The following is a 16,476-nucleotide window of genomic DNA, read 5'->3' on the forward strand; positions in this document are numbered from 1 at the left end:
CTTCTGAGGCGATTACGGTCGGCAATAACACGATTAAGCTGCCGGGCATCGGCGCCTACCTGGCGCAGGCGATCAGCGACAAGAACCTGCACGCGGTCGGCTGGGTCATTCTGACGATGACGGTCGTGATTCTCGCCTATGACCAGTTGCTGTTCCGTCCGCTCGTCGCGTGGGCCGACAAGTTCCGCATGGAGACCACGACTTCGGGCAACGCGCCGCAGTCCTGGCTGCTCGACACGATGCGGCGCACACGTCTGATTCATCGGTTGCTGACGCCGGCGGGCGTGATGCTCGCGACCACCGCACGCATTCCGTTCCGTGTGCCTTTCGCGAGCGCGCGACGCGCCAGCGGACCGCGCGGCGAGAAATCGACGCGCGTGGGGGACATCGTGTGCGGCGTGCTCGTATTCGTGCTGACGGTCTATGCGATCTATCGCGTCGTCGCCTATGTGCGTGCCGGCGTCACGCTCGACGAGGTCGGTCACGTGTTCGTGCTCGGGCTCATCACACTACTGCGTGTCGCCGTGCTGATCGCGATCTCCTCGGTGATCTGGGTACCGATTGGCGTGTTGATCGGCCTGCGTCCGGCGCTCGCCGAGAAGGTCCAGCCGCTCGCGCAGTTTCTCGCCGCGTTCCCCGCGAACCTGCTGTTCCCGGTGTTCGTGATCGTGATCGTGCGCTTTCATCTGAATCCGGATATCTGGCTGTCGCCGCTGATCGTGCTCGGCACGCAGTGGTACATCCTGTTCAACGTGATCGCGGGCGCGACCGCCTATCCGAACGACTACCGCGAGGCGGCCATCAATTTCCGCATCCGGGGCTGGCAATGGTGGCGCCAGCTGATGCTGCCGGGCGTATTCCCTTACTACGTAACTGGCGCGATCACCGCATCGGGCGGCGCGTGGAACGCGAGCATCGTGTCCGAGTGCGTCCAGTGGGGCGATACCAATGTGGTCGCGCACGGCCTCGGCGCCTATATCGCCGAGACGACCGCCGCGGGCGACTTTCCGAAGATCATCCTTGGCGTCGCCGTGATGTCGCTATTCGTCACGCTATTCAACCGCGCGCTGTGGCGCCCCCTGTATGCCTTTGCCGAAATCAGGCTGCGACTCGACTAGGAGTGAACCCATGCAAAACGTCATTCAAGCCATTCCCGCCGACCGGCTCCAGTCGTCGCCGCGCGTGGGCGCGCAAGTGCTGAACATCGAGCACGTGAGCCGCGGCTTCCATAAAAACCAGAGCGACCTGCTGGTGCTCGACGACGTCAATCTGACGCTGCACGAGGGCGAAATCGTCGGACTGCTCGGCCGCTCGGGCTCGGGCAAGTCGACGCTGCTGCGCATCATCGCCGGTCTGATCCGGCCGACGAGCGGCAATGTGACCTACCTGGGCAAGCCGCTCGACGGTCCCGCCGAGGGTGTCGCGATGGTGTTCCAGACCTTCGCGCTGTTTCCGTGGCTGACGGTGCTGCAGAACGTCGAAGCGGGGCTGGAGGCGCTCGGCGTCGCCGTCGAGGAGCGGCGCACGCGCGCGCTCGCCGCGATCGATCTGATCGGCCTCGATGGTTTTGAAAATGCGTTTCCGCGCGAACTGTCGGGCGGCATGAGGCAGCGCGTCGGCTTCGCGCGCGCGCTCGTCGTCGATCCGACCATCCTGCTGATGGACGAGCCGTTCTCCGCGCTCGACGTGCTGACCGCCGAAACGCTGCGCACCGACCTGCTCGACCTGTGGAACCAGGACCGCATGCCGATCAAGTCGGTGCTGATCGTCACGCACAACATCGAGGAAGCCGTGTTCATGTGCGATCGTATTCTCGTGCTGTCGTCGAACCCCGGGCGCGTGGTGGCCCAGACCGTAGTGCCGTTCGCGCATCCGCGCAACCGGCTCGACCCGGATTTTCGCGCGCTCGTCGACGAAATCTACGCGAAGATGACCGCGCGCGCCAGCGACACCGCGGCCAAACGCGAACTCGAACCCGGCAGCTGGTTGCCGAACGTGTCGACCAACCTGATGGCCGGTCTGCTCGAAACGCTCGCTGCAGCGCCCTACAACGGCCGCGCCGACATGCCCGACATCGCGCGCACACTGCAGCTGGAAGTCGACGAACTGTTCCCAATCGCGGAGATGCTGCAGTACCTCGGCTTTGCCGAAGTCAGCGAGGGTGACGTGTTCCTGACGCCACCCGCGCATCGATTCGCCGAGGGCAGCACGCAGGAGCGCAAGATCATGTTTGCCGATCATCTATTGCAGCGCGTGCCGCTCGCCGCGCGAATCAGAAAGGTGCTCAACGAACGGCCCGGACATCGCGCGCCGCGCGTGCGCTTCGAGCAGGAACTCGAGGACCTGCTGTCCGACAGCGCAGCGCAGGAGACGCTCGATGCGGTGATCGACTGGGGTCGTTACGCGGAAATCTTCTCGTACAACGACAAGACGGAGACTTTCAGTCTCGCGGACGTCGAGACCTGAGCGAGTGCCGAAACGAAATGGCCGCGGAGAACCTGAGAGCGGTGGATCGTCTTCACGAGTTGGAGGTTTTTCCCAATCGACCGCCTCAGGCCCGCGCGCGCGAGCATGAAACTCGCGCGGCCCATCGATGAAGATTCGGGCTTCCAAGGAGAACGCAAGTACGCTGTCGCGTTATCGCTGCCCGACGTGCCGAACCTCGGCCAGTTGTTGCCGGCGTTGCTCGCCCTGCCGCTCCAGCATCCAGCCGGGGTACTCCGCCGGCAGCGCGCTGACTTCGGCCAGCTTCGCGAGCTCATCGGCGGATAGCGCGACGTTGGTCGCCGCGATGTTGTCGTCGAGCTGCTCGATTTTCTTCGCGCCGACGATGACCGTGCTGACGACACGCTGATGCAGCAGCCACGCCAGCGCGATCTGCGCGACCGAGACGTTTTTCGCTGCAGCGATTTCGCGCATCACGTCGATGCAGTCATACGCGCGCTCGCGATCGACCGGCGGAAAATCGAAGTTCGTGCGACGGCTGCCCGCCTCGGCCTGCTGCTCGCGTCCGTATTTGCCGCTCAGCAAACCGCCCGCGAGCGGACTCCACACCATCAGGCCGAGGCCTTCGCTTTGCAGCATCGGTACGAGTTCGCGTTCGAGATCGCGGCCCGCGAGGGTGTAATACGCCTGCAGCGTTTCGAAGCGCGCGGTGCCGAGCCGCTCGGCGATGCCGAGCGCCTTCGCGATCTGCCACGCGGCCCAGTTCGACACGCCGACGTAGCGCACGTGGCCGTGCTGCACAAGCGTATCGAGCGCTCGCACGGTTTCTTCGATCGGCGTGGCCGGATCGAAACCGTGGATCTGATACAGGTCGACGTGATCGAGTTGCAGACGCTTCAGGCTCGCCTTGATGCCGTCGAGGATGTGATAGCGCGACGCGCCGCGCGCGTTTGCGAACTCGCCGGTCTGACCGAACACCTTGGTCGCGATCACGACCTTATCGCGCGGTACTTGCAGATTCTTCAGCGCCTGGCCGGTGATCTGCTCGGACAGGCCGCCCGCGTAAACGTCGGCTGTGTCGATGAAATTGATGCCCGCGTCGAGCGCCCGGCCGACCAGCCGCTCCGCGTCGTTCTGCTGCAGATCGCCGATCTGCCGCCAGATGCCTTCGCCACCGCCGAAGGTCATCGTGCCCAAACACAACTCTGAAACAAACACACCGGTACGGCCCAACTGGTTATATCGCATCGTCGACGCTCCTTCGTGGGTGCAGGAAGAGTCGTCAAGCGTACTGCAATTGGCGGAGGCTGGCAGGAGAGGCGCGCACGCCGCAAAAAACTACGAATTCCAGCAGCGGCGCGAAGCCCGATGCGCCGCGCACGAGCGGCGAAAACCTGCGAGACTGACCGCTATTGCGCCGTCAGCGTGGAATGACCCGCAGCCCCAAAACGGTCGACATTGCCCGATACCGACTGGATATCCCCCGCGTCGCCCTCATCTACTCAAGCATGACTTCGGCAAAAGCTTCCGCCGCACTCGACGCGGCGCCCCGTTCCCGCAAGGCCCACTCCACCGCGAACGCGGCGCGCCCCGCCGCGCCAGCCCAGCAGGCACTCGACGGTTTTCACCCAGCCGTCGCCAACTGGTTCCAGCAAACCTTCGACGCCCCGACCGACGCACAAGCCGCCGCGTGGCCGCAGATCCGTAGCGGCCGCTCGACGCTGGTCGCCGCGCCGACGGGCTCCGGCAAGACGCTGACCGCATTCCTGTCCGCGCTGAACGAGCTGGTGTCGCAAGGCCTCGCGAACGGCGGCACACTGCCCGACGAAACGCTGATCGTCTACGTGTCGCCGCTGAAGGCGCTTTCGAACGACATCCGCCTGAATCTGCAACTGCCGCTGCAAGGCATCGCCGCCGAACTCGACAGGCTCGGCCTGCCGCCGCTCGACATTCGCACCGCGGTGCGCACCGGCGACACCACGCAGCAGGAACGCAATGCGTTGAAAAAGCGCGCGCCGCACATTCTCGTGACGACGCCCGAGTCGCTGTACGTGCTGCTCGGCTCGGATTCTGGCCGCCGCATGCTGGCAACGGTGCGCACGGTGATCGTCGATGAGATTCATGCGCTCGCCGGCAGCAAGCGCGGCAGTCATCTCGCGCTGAGCCTCGAACGGCTCGACGCGCTCTGCGCCCGGCGCCTGCCGCGCATCGGGCTGTCGGCGACGCAAAAGCCGGTCAGCGCGGTCGCGCGGTTTCTGGTCGGCGGCGCGAGTCTCGAGAGCGACGTACCGGCCGAGTGCGCGGTAATCGACGTCGGCCACATCCGCGCACGCGACCTCGCGCTCGAGATCCCGCCGGTGCCGCTCGAAGCGGTGATGGCCAACGAAGTGTGGGAGCGTATCTACGACCGGCTCGCCGAACTGGTCGCGCAGCACCGCACGACGCTGATCTTCGTCAACACGCGCCGGATGGCCGAGCGCGCCGCGCGTCATCTGACCGAGCGGCTCGGCAAGGACGCGGTCGCCGCGCATCACGGCAGTCTCGCGAAAGAACATCGTTTCGACGCCGAACAGCGCCTGAAACGCGGCGAACTGCGAGTGCTGATCGCGACCGCTTCGCTCGAACTCGGCATCGATATCGGCGAGGTCGACCTCGTCTGCCAGATGGGTTCGCCACGCGCGATCGCGCCGTTCCTGCAACGCGTCGGCCGCTCGGGCCACCACGTCGGCGGCATGCCGAAGGGGCGGCTCTTTCCCGCCTCGCGCGACGACCTGCTCGAATGCGCGGCGCTGCTCGATTGCGTGCGGCGTGGCGAACTCGATACGCTACGCATCCCGCGCGCGCCGCTCGACGTGCTCGCGCAACAGATCGTCGCGGAAGTGTCGAGCGCCGAGTGGAGCGAGGATGCGCTGTTCGACATGCTGCGGCGCGCCGCGCCGTACGTGGATCTGTCGCGCGAGCAATACGACGCGGTGCTGCGCATGCTCGCCGAGGGCTACACGAGCCGCCACGGTCCGCGCGCCGCGTATGTGCATCGCGATGCGGTAAGCGGCACGCTGCGCGGCCGGCGCGGCGGCAAGCTGGTCGCCGTAACGTCGGGCGGCACGATCCCCGAAAACGCCGATTACGCGGTCGTGCTCGAACCGCAGGCGATCAACATCGGCACCGTCAACGAGGACTTCGCGGTCGAAAGCCTCGCCGGCGATGTGTTCCAGCTCGGCAACGCGTCGTACCGGATTCTGCGAATCGAGAGTGGCCGGGTGCGGGTCGAGGACGCACAAGGGCAACCGCCGAACATTCCGTTCTGGCTCGGCGAGGCGCCGGGGCGCAGCGACGAACTGTCATTCGCGGTCGCGAGATTGCGGGAGCAGGTCGAGCGTTTGCTGACGGAGGGCGAGCCGGCGTCACACGCGGTTGCGTCGGCGCAAATCGCCGCGGCGCAATTCGAAGCAGCCGCAACGCCCACGAAATCCGCGGCAAAGCAAGGACGCAAAGCGAAAGCTGCCGTGGCGCAGCGCGCGACGCAGACCACAACGGCGTCCGCAACCGCCGCAGCCACGTTGCCCGCGAGCGAAGCCGAACCCGCCGCCGCGCGCCTCGACCACGCCATCGCCTGGCTCGCCGACGACCTCACGCTCGACGAGCCCGCCGCGCGCCAAATCGTCGAATACCTGGCGCGTGCGCGCGCCGCGCTCGGCGTACTGCCGACGCAGAGCACGCTGGTGATGGAGCGCTTCTTCGACGAATCGGGCGGCACCCAGCTCGTGATCCACTCGCCGTTCGGCAGCCGCGTGAACCGCGCGTGGGGGCTCGCGCTGCGCAAGCGCTTCTGCCGCAGCTTCAACTTCGAGTTGCAGGCCGCCGCCACCGAAGACGCGATCGTGCTGTCGCTGACCGGCAGCCACTCGTTCGTGCTCGACGAGGTCTGGCGCTATCTGCACTCGAACAGCGCCGAACGTCTGCTGATCCAGGCACTTCTCGATGCGCCGTTGTTCGGCGTGCGCTGGCGCTGGAACGCGACGACCGCGCTCTGCCTGCCGCGCTACACGGGCGGCCGCAAGACCGCGCCGCAACTGCAGCGCATGCGCAGCGAGGATCTGCTCGCAAACGTGTTTCCCGAGCAGGCCGCGTGTCTGGAGAACGTCGTCGGCGAACGCGAGGTGCCGCGCCACCCCTTAGTCGACCAAACCATCGACGACTGTCTGCACGACGCGATGGACAGCGAACGCTGGCTCGCGCTGCTGCGCCGCATCGAGCGCGGCGAGTTGCGGCTCGTCGCGCGTGATCTGCCGGCGCCGTCACCGCTCGCCGCCGAGATCCTGACCGCGAAGCCCTATGCGTATCTCGACGACGCGCCGATCGAGGAGCGCCGCACGCAGGCGGTTCTGAACCGCCGCTGGACGGACCCTGAAAGCGCCGACGATCTTGGCGCGCTCGACGCCGCCGCGATCGACAGCGTGCGCGACGAGGCGTGGCCGCAGGCGCGCAACGCCGACGAAATGCACGAAGCGCTGACGGGCCTCGCGTGCATCACCGGGGCCGAGGCGCTGGCGCACGAGGATTGGCCGACGCTGCTGGCGGCGTTGGCGAAAGCCGGCCGGGCGACGCGCTTGCCGCTGGCCGCGCAAGCCAACGCGAGCACGGGCAACGACAACGCCAGCGACAGCGCACTGTGGCTGCCCGCCGAACGCCTGACCTGCTTCGAAGCGCTGTACCCCGGCATTGCGCGCAATCGCTATACGCCGCCGCTGAGCGCCCCGAAGGGCTACACCGAGAGCTGGAGCGCTGACGACGCGCTCGTCGACGTGTTGCGCGCGCGGCTGACCGGCTTCGGCCCGCTGACGGTCGAGGCGATCGCGCGTCCGCTCGGTTTGCCGGCCGACCGGATCGAACAGGCGCTGATCCGGCTCGAAGCCGAAGGCTATCTGTTGCGCGGCCGCTTCACGCCGCACACGCGCGACGAGGAATGGTGCGAACGACACCTGCTCGCACGCATCCACCGCTACACGGTGAGGCGGCTGCGGCGTGAGATCGAGCCGGTCGAGCGGCACGACTTCATGCGCTTCCTGTTCGAATGGCAGCATCTGACGCCGACGACACGCGCAGAAGGCCGCGACGCGCTCGCCGCCGCGCTCGACCAGCTCGAAGGCTTCCAGGCCGCGGCCGGCGCGTGGGAGGAAGACATCCTGCCCGCGCGCGTGCGTGCCTACGCCAGCAGTTCGCTCGATGAGCTATGCCGCGCCGGCAAGATCGTCTGGACCCGCCTGACCGAGCGGGCGCGCGGCGCCGCCGGTCCGGTCCGCGGCACGCCGATCGTGCTGCTGCCGCGCGCCCAGTTGCGTGCGTGGCGCGCGCTGCTCGATCCGGCGCGCCAGGTCGAGTTGTCTGCGCTCGCGCAGAGCGTGCACGATACCCTCGCGCAACACGGCGCGATGTTCTTCGACGAACTGCTCGCCGAGGTGCGCGTGCTGCGCATGGAGCTCGAAAACGCGCTAGGCGAGCTGGTCGCGGCCGGCCTCGCGAACTCCGACAGCTTCGCGGGCTTGCGCGCGTTGCTGAAGCCGGTCGCCAAACGCAACGCGTTTCCCAGCAGCCGGCGCGCGCGAGCGAGCGCGCTGATCGGCGGCATGGACGACGCGGGGCGTTGGGCGCTCGTGAGCCGTCCGTCCGCCGTCGCGCCGGAAAATCCATCCGAACGGCGGCGCCAGTTGCCGCCCGAGGCGCTCGAACACGTCGCAATGACGTTGCTGCGCCGCTACGGTGTCGTGTTCTGGCGCGTGCTCGAACGCGAAGCCGAATGGCTTCCGCCGTGGCGCGATCTGCTGCGCGTTCTGCAGCGGCTCGAGGCGCGCGGCGTGATCCGCGGCGGGCGGTTCGTCAACGGGCTCGCGGGCGAGCAGTTCGCGCTGCCCGAGGCGATTCCGCTGCTGCGCGAGGTGCGCCGGCAGCCGCACGACGGTGCTCTTATCTGCGTTGCTGGGACCGACCCGCTGAATCTCGTCGGCACGCTGCTGGTCGGCGACAAGGTGCCGGCCGTGGCCGGAAACCGCGTGCTGTATCGCGACGGCGTGGCGGCGGCCACGCTGGTGGCCGGCAAGTTCCAGTTCGACGCGGCGCTCGACGCCAGCCCGCCCGAACGCGAACGCGCCCGCGCACTGCTGGCGCGCCGCCTCTAGCGACGTCGTCGTGGCGCCGTTTTGCCGCGCGATAATGCCGCCGCGCGCGGCCGCGCCGGCCCATACCCCTGGTTAGCAAAACGTTAATGATTCTTCGCTCGAATTGTCACGCTTAGATACAATGAGGCAGTTTCAATTTGGTATGAGGAAGACTGTCTGCCGCCGCCCGCCTTGATAGGGACCGCCGGCACACTCCGGGGATTCCATGAGCGACGAGCTACACGACCAGGTGCTTCACGCGCGGTTCGGCACGAGCAGCCCTCGCTGGAGCCTGGCGGCGGCCAGCGACACGCTGGAACTCGTGCCTGCGCACGGCCACGCGGCTGCCGGCGTCGCCATTTCCCTCACCTCTTCTCAAGCCTCCCAGGTCCGCGCGCTGAGCGGCGTGACCTCCCACGTCGTCGTCGACGTTCAGCTCGACGGCGCGCCGCTGCGGCTGCATCTGGTCGGCAAGAAACTCGATTGTCATCGCTGGGGCGGCACGGCGTCGGCCGATGGCGACACCGAATCCGTCGCGCGAGCGTTGCTGCACGGTCTGTCGTTCGCTGAACAGGTCGTCTCGGAGGTCAATTCGGTCGTCGTGATCGTCGACCGGAACGGCCGGATACAGCGCTTCAACCGGCTTGCCGAAGAGCTGACCGGGCTCAGGGAAGAGGACATCATCGGCCGCAGCGTCTGGACGCTGTTCATGTCGTCCGACGACGGCGGGGTCTCGAACGAGGTCAGCGCGAACTTTTTCAATCGTGGCGAACCGTACGAGATCGAACGGCGCATCAAAACGGTGCACGGCGAACGGCTGTTCCTGTTTCGCAACAAATTCGTGCGCAGCGGCAGCGGCATCGAAGACCAGTTCCTGATCTGCTCGGGCACCGACATCACCGAACAACGGCTCGCGCAGGACCGCCTGATCGAGCAGGCCACCACCGACCCGCTCACTGGCCTCGCCAATCGCAACGCGATCCAGGAGCGCATCCGGATCGCGATCGAACAGGCCGCGCCGGGCGAAACAGTCGGCGTCCTGTTTCTCGATCTCGACAACTTCAAAAAGGTCAACGATCACTACGGCCACGTGTTCGGCGACCGGCTGATCTGCGACGTCTCGGACGCGATCCGCAACTGCCTGAATCCGGGCGACTCGCTCGCGCGTCTGGGCGGCGACGAATTCATCGTGCTCGCGGCGAAGGGCTCCGCGCATGACCTGGAAAACACCGCGCTGCGCATTCTCGATCATATGCGCATGCCGTTCGCTGTCGGGCTCGTCGAGGTCTATACCGGCTGCTCGATCGGCATCGCGCGTTCGCCCGAGCACGGCGAAACCCTCGAATCGCTGATCCGTTCGGCCGACACGGCGATGTACGTCGCGAAGGACGAAGGCAAGCGCACGCATCGCGTGTTCTCGCCGGACATGAACCGCCGCGTCGCGGAGTTCATGTGGCTCGACACGAATCTGCGCCGCGGACTCGAGGAAGGCCAGTTCGCGCTGCACTATCAGCCGAAGCTGAACCTCGCGACGGGCGCCGTGCAAGGCGCGGAAGCGCTGGTGCGCTGGAATTCGCCCGAGCGCGGCCAGATCATGCCGGCGGAATTCATCCGTTATGCCGAGGAATCCGGACTGATCGGCGTGCTCGGCCGCTGGGTGATGGAAACCGCAGCGAAACAGGCGGCCCGCTGGAAAGCGGCCGGCTACGACCTGCGCGTCGCGATCAACGTGTCGGCGCGACAGCTCACGGATACAGCCGTAGTCCGCCATTTCACCGAGGCATTGCAGCACGCGAGTCTCGATCCATGCCTCGTCGACCTCGAACTGACCGAAAGCTGCCTGATCGAAAACGAAGCGGCCGCGATCGAGCTGATCAAGCAGTTCCGCCAACTCGGCGCGCAAGTGCATCTGGACGACTTCGGCACCGGCTACTCGTCCCTGTCGCAACTCGGCCGTATTCCGCTCGACGTGATCAAGCTCGACCGCAGCTTCACGCGCTCGATCCACGCGGATATGAAGGCACAGGCGCTGGTGCGCTCGATGGTCGCCGTCGCGCAGGAACTCGATTTCCAGGTGGTCGCCGAAGGGATAGAAACCGAGGCGGAAGAAGCCTTCATGAAGGGGCTCGGCGTCGATTACGTGCAGGGCTTCCTGTACGCGAAGCCGATGCCCGCCATCGAGTTCGAGCGCTGGCTGCTCGATAGGCGCAAGCTCAGACTGATTGCCTGAGCCCTGCTGTCGCGCGCTTCAGCCGAGGTGCGCGGACCAACCACCCACTTCGTCTTCATCCATCCCGACGGCGCGCGCCGCGGAGTGGATTTGCGTCCACGTCGCCGCGTCGATCGGAATGCCGCCGGCCTCGCGCTGCGCGCGCGTCACGCGCTCGGGCTCGCCGGGTTCGTAGATGCGCTCCGCGCCCGCCGCGAGCGGCGACGCCTTCACCCACGCGAGGAACGCATCGGCTTCGGCTTGCGCATCGGGCGCGTCGAATGCGGTGGGATCGATGATCACCGATAGCATGCAGTTGATGATCGCGTGTGTGGTGCCGAGCGTGTCCGCATGCGTCGTGAAGCCGCCCGACAGCGCGCCGCCGAAAATCTCGCACATCGCCGCGAGCCCGAAACCCTTGTAGCCACCGAACGGTGTCAACGCGCCGAACGGCGCTTCGTGCATGACTTTCGGTTCGAGCGTCGGCATGCCTTCGTGATCGATCAGCGCGCCGGGGGGGGTGTGCTTGCCCTGGTTATAAGCGACGCGCGTCTTGCCGAACGCGATCGTGCTGGTCGCGAAGTCGAGCACCAGCGGCGGTTTGCCTGGCCGCGGATAAGCGGCGCAGAACGGATTCGTGCCGATGCGCCGGTCCGCGCCGCCGAATGGCGCGACGAGCGGATCGCCCGCCACGTTGACGAAGTGAAACGACACCAGCCCGGCGCGCGCGCACTGCTCGGCCCAATGCCCGATGCGGCCGATATGATGCGCGCCGCGCAAGCCCACCGCGCAGACGCCGAGCCGCCGCGCGCGCTCGATGCCCCGCTCCATCGCCTCGAACGCGATCACCTGACCGAAGCCCTTGCCGCCTTCGACGGTCAGTACCGCGCCCGCGTCCTTCACGACGTCGGCGTGTCGATTCAGTTGCAGTTGCCGGTCGGCGAGCGATTCGACATAGCGCGGGATCATGCCGACGCCGTGCGAGTCGTGCCCGGTCAGATTCGCGGCCACCAGATGATCGGCCACCAGCTCCGCTTCGCGCGGCGTACTGCCCGCTCGCTCCCAGATCGCCCTGACGTAGGCATGCAGTTGATCGGCCGGAATCCGGGGCGTGGTGGTTTGGGCAGTCTGGGAGTCGGTCATTCAGCGTGTCGGTGAGGTTCGAACGGGAGGAATGAAACGGCGGGAAAAACAGCTGCATCAAAGCTGCATCAATAAACAGCGGGCCCGGGTCACGCCCGAGCCCCACTCAAACGAAACCAGAACTCACGGCGCCGCGGCAATCACTTCGGCAACCGCGGCCGTCAGCTTCTTGCCGTACGGAACGTGCAGGAACTCGTTCGGCCCATGTGCGTTCGACTTCGGCCCGAGCACGCCGCACACCATGAACTGCGACTTCGGGAAGCCCGCCTTCAGCACGTTCATCAACGGGATCGTGCCGCCGAGACCCATGTAGGCCGCGTCGGCGCCGAAGTGCTGACGCGACGCATCGTTGAGCGCGGTGGCGAGCCATGGCGCGACCTCCGGTGCGTTCCAGCCGCTCGCCGCGCCCGCATCCGGCTTGAACGTGACCTTCGCGTTGTACGGCGGATCGAATTCGAGCAGCGCCTTCAGTTCGGCGACCGCCTTCTCCGCTTCGATGGTCGGCGGCAGCCGCAGCGACAGCTTGAACGCCGTGCGCGGACGCAGCACGTTGCCGGCGTCGGCGAGCGCGGGCAAGCCAGCCGCGCCCGTCACCGACAGCGACGGACGCCATGTCGAATTGAGCAGCGCCTCGCGCGGATCGGTCGTGGTGGGCAGCACCTGACGGCCGTCCTGGCCGCACGCCCACGGCATCTTCTTCCAGACGTCATCGCCGAGAATCTTTGCGGCGGCCTCCGCTTCACGCAGACGATCGGCCGGCACCGTGCAGTGGAAGCCCTTCGGCAGCAGCGTGCCGTTCGCGGAGTCTTCGAGACGGTCAAACAGTTGCCGCATGATGCGGAAGCTCGACGGCACGATGCCGCCGTAGACGCCCGAGTGAATCCCTTCGTCGAGCACCTGCACTTCGAGATCGCCGCCGACGAGTCCGCGCAGCGACGTGGTCAGCCACAGCTGATCGTAATTGCCCGCGCCCGAGTCGAGACACACGACGAGCCCGACGTTACCGAGCCGCTCGCGCAGCGCGTCGACGTAGGGCAGCAGATCGTAGCTGCCCGATTCCTCGCAGGTTTCGATCAGCCCGACGCAGCGCGGCCGCTCGACACCCTGCGCATCCAGCGCGGCGAGCGCCGTCAGGCTCGCATAGATCGCGTAGCCGTCGTCCGCGCCGCCGCGGCCGTAAAGCTTGCCGTCTTCGAACTTCGGTGTCCACGGACCGAGGTCGTTGCGCCAGCCATCGAACTCGGGCTGCTTGTCGAGGTGGCCATAGAGCACGATGGTTTGGTCGCTGCCCGAGCGCGTCGCGGCCGTCTCGAAGAAGATCACCGGCGTGCGGCCCGGCAGGCGGATCACCTCGAGCTTCAGGCCGCGCACCGGTTGCTGTTCGGCCCATTGTGCGGCGTCGGTGATCACGCGCTCCAGATAACCGTGTTTCGCCCAGTCGGGATCGAACGCCGGACTCTTGGCCGGCACCGCGATGTAGTCCGTCAGCGCGGGCACGATCTCGTCGTTCCACTTGCGCTCGACGAATTCTCGTAGCGTGTCCGGGTTGAGTTGAGCCTGCTGGGTCGTGTCGTCGGTGATCATGATCGGGTCCGTGAAGTACTGTTCGGTCGAAACGATCATGATAGTCCCGATGCGTGTCGGGCTGAACCCCTTGCGGTGATTGGAGTGGAGACTGGAATGCGCAAGTGCGAGACGCGCGGCCGCCATTCGCGCGACAATCGCTATATGCATCGCGCATCAGGAGCTGGTATGGGTGGCAACGTGGCCGTTCAGGCCATCGGCGCGGCGTTCGCGCTGGCGCTGTATTTTCTGCCTGCGATCATCGCGGACCGGCGCAAGCGCCGCGACGTGCTGACGCTCGCGCTCTTCAATGCGTGCCTCGGCTGGACCGTACTCGGCTGGGTGCTCGCACTGTATTGGGCGCTACAGCCGAATCCGGCGGAGAGCCTCGCGCGGGACGTCGTGGAGACACGCAAGGTGTCGACCTTGCGCGCGTTTTCATCGGCGCTGACGCTGCGCGTGCGGCGACGCGAGGCCGCGCGCGACCGGCCCAAGCGCTGAAACGATTCGGGCGGCTCGAGCAATACGAGCAACAAACGAACAACAGGAAACCGATTGATTGACGTGCACGGGCGTCACTCAGGGGCGTCACTCAGGCCGCGCGCCCGATGCGACTCCACTGTACCGAGCCCGCCGGAATGGAGCGCGGCTCCGCGCGCACGGCATGCGCGGCAAAGCTTTCGTGGCGCAGTTCGCCGTGTTCGTCGAACCACTCGCAGATCACCCAGTCGCCGGGATTCAGCGCGACCGGACCCGCGTACGTCACGGTCATGCGCGGGCCCCCTTCTTTTAACTTGACGACGTCGCCCACATTGAAGGCGGCGGCGGATGTTGTCTGGAATGCGTCAATGGTAGCGGTCAGCATATTGGGTCCCCCTATCTTGAGCGTTTATTAAGTTGAGCCCGGCTTTATCGACTCCGACCTGTTGAACGTACACTCTAACGTAAAGTTAAGACAGATTAACAATCGAATTTAAACGCGGCAAGCGCTTTTTTATTGATACCGTTTTCATTAGGCCCGCAGTCCATGCTCGCTGGCTAAAGGTTCCCCGCATTACCGAACACAATCATCGCGACACCTTGCGGCTAACCCTATGTGCGCTACCGCACAAACGCAACAGTTACTGCAGGCCGTTTGCAGGCCGGTAGAAAATGCGAGGTCGGTTTCATCTGATTAAAAACGCTGACGCGATGTCGTCGAGCGGTTAATCGGAATGAGCCAGTTTGATCTAAATCAGAATTACCTGTGAACGAGTAGATCGCCGGTAAATAGCATGCAGTTCGTTATACCGCTTCGTTCAAATTGACCGATTTTTTCAGCGAGCCAACAAATGAAAACGATTACCAGCGGATTAATTTCAAACTGCCTGGGCCACCGAGCGCCGCACGCCTTGCTGATGACGCACCAGCAGCACGCTAAGGCCGATACACACGAACATCAGCACCGCATTAATAGCGAGGCTCAGCTGGAACGCGTGCGCATAAGAGGCGGGTGCCGAACTGCCGCCGAGCGCCCCGAAGAACGCGCCGCTGATCGCCGCGGTGCCGAACGCGGAGCCGATCTGCAACGTCGACGAGACCACACCCGATGCAAGCCCGGCCTTCTCGGGCACCACCTCCTGCAACACGATGCGCATGATCGACGGCAACAGCAGACCATGTCCGACGCCCGCGCACACTAGCCCGCAGTAGAACAGCAGATCGGGCGTCGCGGATTGGGTCGCGGACCAGCCGGTCACCGTGAAGCCCAGCGTCATCATCGAGAAACCTAGCGTCAGCACATGAGCGCCGATGCGCTTGACCACGGCCGGCGACGTCAACGGCCCAATCACGAAGCCGAGCGCGAATGGCATGATCGCGATGCCCGACGCGAGCGGCGTCCAGTGCAGGCCGGTTTGCAGAAAGATGCCGTAGGTCAGGAAGAACGCGCTATTGCAATAGAACAGGAACGCGAGCACGAGACCAAGAGCGAACGCGCGATTGCGGAACAGTTGCAGATCGACGAGCGGATGGCCGCCAGCGCGCTCGACGCGCCGCTCGGTCGCGACGAACAGCGCGAACACCGGCACCGCGAGTGCGAACATGGCGAAGGTCCACGCGGGCCAGCCGGCTTCGCGGCCATGCGTCATCGGATAGATGACGAGCAGCAGCACCGCCGATAGCAGTGCGACGCCCTTCAGATCGACGCCGGTATGCGTGGCCGGCTGGTTCTCCGGCACGAATTTCCATGTGCCGATGAACGCCGCGATGCCGATCGGGATGTTGATCAGGAAGATCACGCGCCAGTCGAGCCCGAACGGGTGATACGTGATCAGCGCGCCGCCGCCGAGTTGCCCGACGATCGACGACAAGCCGAACACGAAGCCATACAGGCTCATCACGCGCGTCTGCTGATGCAACGGCACGACCGCGCGAATCGTCGCGAGCACCTGCGGCGCCATCACCGCGGCCGCGATGCCTTGCACGATGCGCGAGATCACGAGCATGTGGCCGCTCGTCGCGAAACCGCACAACGCCGACGCGATCACGAAAGCCGCCATGCCCGTCATGAACATGCGACGGCGGCCGAACAGATCGCCAAGGCGGCCCCCCGTGATCAGCAGCACCGCGTAGGCGGACGCATAAGCCGACACGACGAGTTGCAGTTGCGCGTCGCTAGCGTTGAGGCCCGTGTGAATCGACGGCAGCGCCAGATTGACGATGAAGTAATCAAGCGGCGCAAGAAAGGCGCCGACGAACAGCACGGCGAGCGCGAGCGCCTGGCGCTGAAAGCCGGGCGCCGACGCTTTCGCGGCGACAGCCATGCCGGCCATCGCCGGGCCGGGACCGGTCACGGCTACGCTCGCCGCGCAGCTGACGGATCCACCGAATGCCGCCGGAGCGGACTTGATTGCTTCGCTTTTCATGACCGATCGTTCAAAAATTGGTTAAAAAAAATTTTGCGCCACTGCTCGCGGACGA

At 65.8% G+C, this 16,476-nt stretch carries 10 protein-coding genes; 5 read left to right on the forward strand and 5 right to left on the reverse strand.

Annotated features, from left to right (window positions below; translation table 11 throughout):
• Positions 1 to 1,118, forward strand: a 1,118-nt coding sequence (locus HDG39_RS32390; protein ID WP_184012052.1) for an ABC transporter permease, incomplete at its 5' end; no start/stop codon positions are given.
• 10 nt (positions 1,119 to 1,128) lie between these two features.
• Positions 1,129 to 2,466, forward strand: a complete 1,338-nt coding sequence (locus tag HDG39_RS32395; protein WP_184012055.1) for an ABC transporter ATP-binding protein — start codon at positions 1,129 to 1,131, stop codon at positions 2,464 to 2,466.
• 171 nt (positions 2,467 to 2,637) lie between these two features.
• Here the strand turns inward: HDG39_RS32395 and HDG39_RS32400 are convergent, their stop codons facing one another.
• Positions 2,638 to 3,693 carry an aldo/keto reductase gene (locus HDG39_RS32400; RefSeq protein ID WP_184012057.1) on the reverse strand — a complete coding sequence of 352 codons (1,056 nt, stop codon included), beginning with the start codon at positions 3,691 to 3,693 and terminating at the stop codon, positions 2,638 to 2,640.
• 260 nt (positions 3,694 to 3,953) lie between these two features.
• Here HDG39_RS32400 and HDG39_RS32405 point away from each other — a divergent pair, with 260 nt between their 5' ends.
• Together HDG39_RS32405 and pdeR are read left to right on the forward strand one after the other, a co-directional pair.
• Complete coding sequence (locus tag HDG39_RS32405; RefSeq protein ID WP_184012059.1) at positions 3,954 to 8,621, forward strand: DEAD/DEAH box helicase; 4,668 nt, start codon at positions 3,954 to 3,956, stop codon at positions 8,619 to 8,621.
• Between the two features lie 205 nt (positions 8,622 to 8,826).
• On the forward strand, positions 8,827 to 10,830 hold the full coding sequence (gene pdeR, locus HDG39_RS32410) for a cyclic di-GMP phosphodiesterase (RefSeq protein ID WP_184012061.1): 2,004 nt from the start codon (positions 8,827 to 8,829) through the stop codon (positions 10,828 to 10,830).
• Between the two features lie 18 nt (positions 10,831 to 10,848).
• On the opposite strand, the gene HDG39_RS32415 is transcribed toward pdeR, so the two are convergent.
• Both HDG39_RS32415 and HDG39_RS32420 read right to left on the reverse strand, forming a co-directional pair.
• Positions 10,849 to 11,952, reverse strand: a complete 1,104-nt coding sequence (locus HDG39_RS32415) for a malate/lactate/ureidoglycolate dehydrogenase (RefSeq protein ID WP_184012063.1) — start codon at positions 11,950 to 11,952, stop codon at positions 10,849 to 10,851.
• A 123-nt stretch (positions 11,953 to 12,075) separates the two neighbouring features.
• Positions 12,076 to 13,536, reverse strand: a complete 1,461-nt coding sequence (locus HDG39_RS32420) for a M20 family metallopeptidase (RefSeq protein WP_184012103.1) — start codon at positions 13,534 to 13,536, stop codon at positions 12,076 to 12,078.
• 168 nt (positions 13,537 to 13,704) lie between these two features.
• Here HDG39_RS32420 and HDG39_RS32425 point away from each other — a divergent pair, with 168 nt between their 5' ends.
• Positions 13,705 to 14,016 (forward strand): superinfection immunity protein, encoded by a 312-nt coding sequence (locus HDG39_RS32425; RefSeq protein WP_018425315.1) that lies wholly within the window; start codon positions 13,705 to 13,707, stop codon positions 14,014 to 14,016.
• 91 nt (positions 14,017 to 14,107) lie between these two features.
• Here HDG39_RS32425 and HDG39_RS32430 read toward each other — a convergent pair whose 3' ends face one another.
• Complete coding sequence (locus tag HDG39_RS32430) at positions 14,108 to 14,380, reverse strand: YodC family protein (protein WP_184012065.1); 273 nt, start codon at positions 14,378 to 14,380, stop codon at positions 14,108 to 14,110.
• 493 nt (positions 14,381 to 14,873) lie between these two features.
• Positions 14,874 to 16,421, reverse strand: coding sequence for an MFS transporter (locus tag HDG39_RS32435; protein WP_184012067.1), 1,548 nt, complete (start codon positions 16,419 to 16,421; stop codon positions 14,874 to 14,876).
• Positions 16,422 to 16,476 lie beyond the last annotated feature (55 nt).

It is taken from the genome of Paraburkholderia lebeckiae (assembly GCF_014201005.1).
Classification (GTDB): domain Bacteria; phylum Pseudomonadota; class Gammaproteobacteria; order Burkholderiales; family Burkholderiaceae; genus Paraburkholderia; species Paraburkholderia tuberum.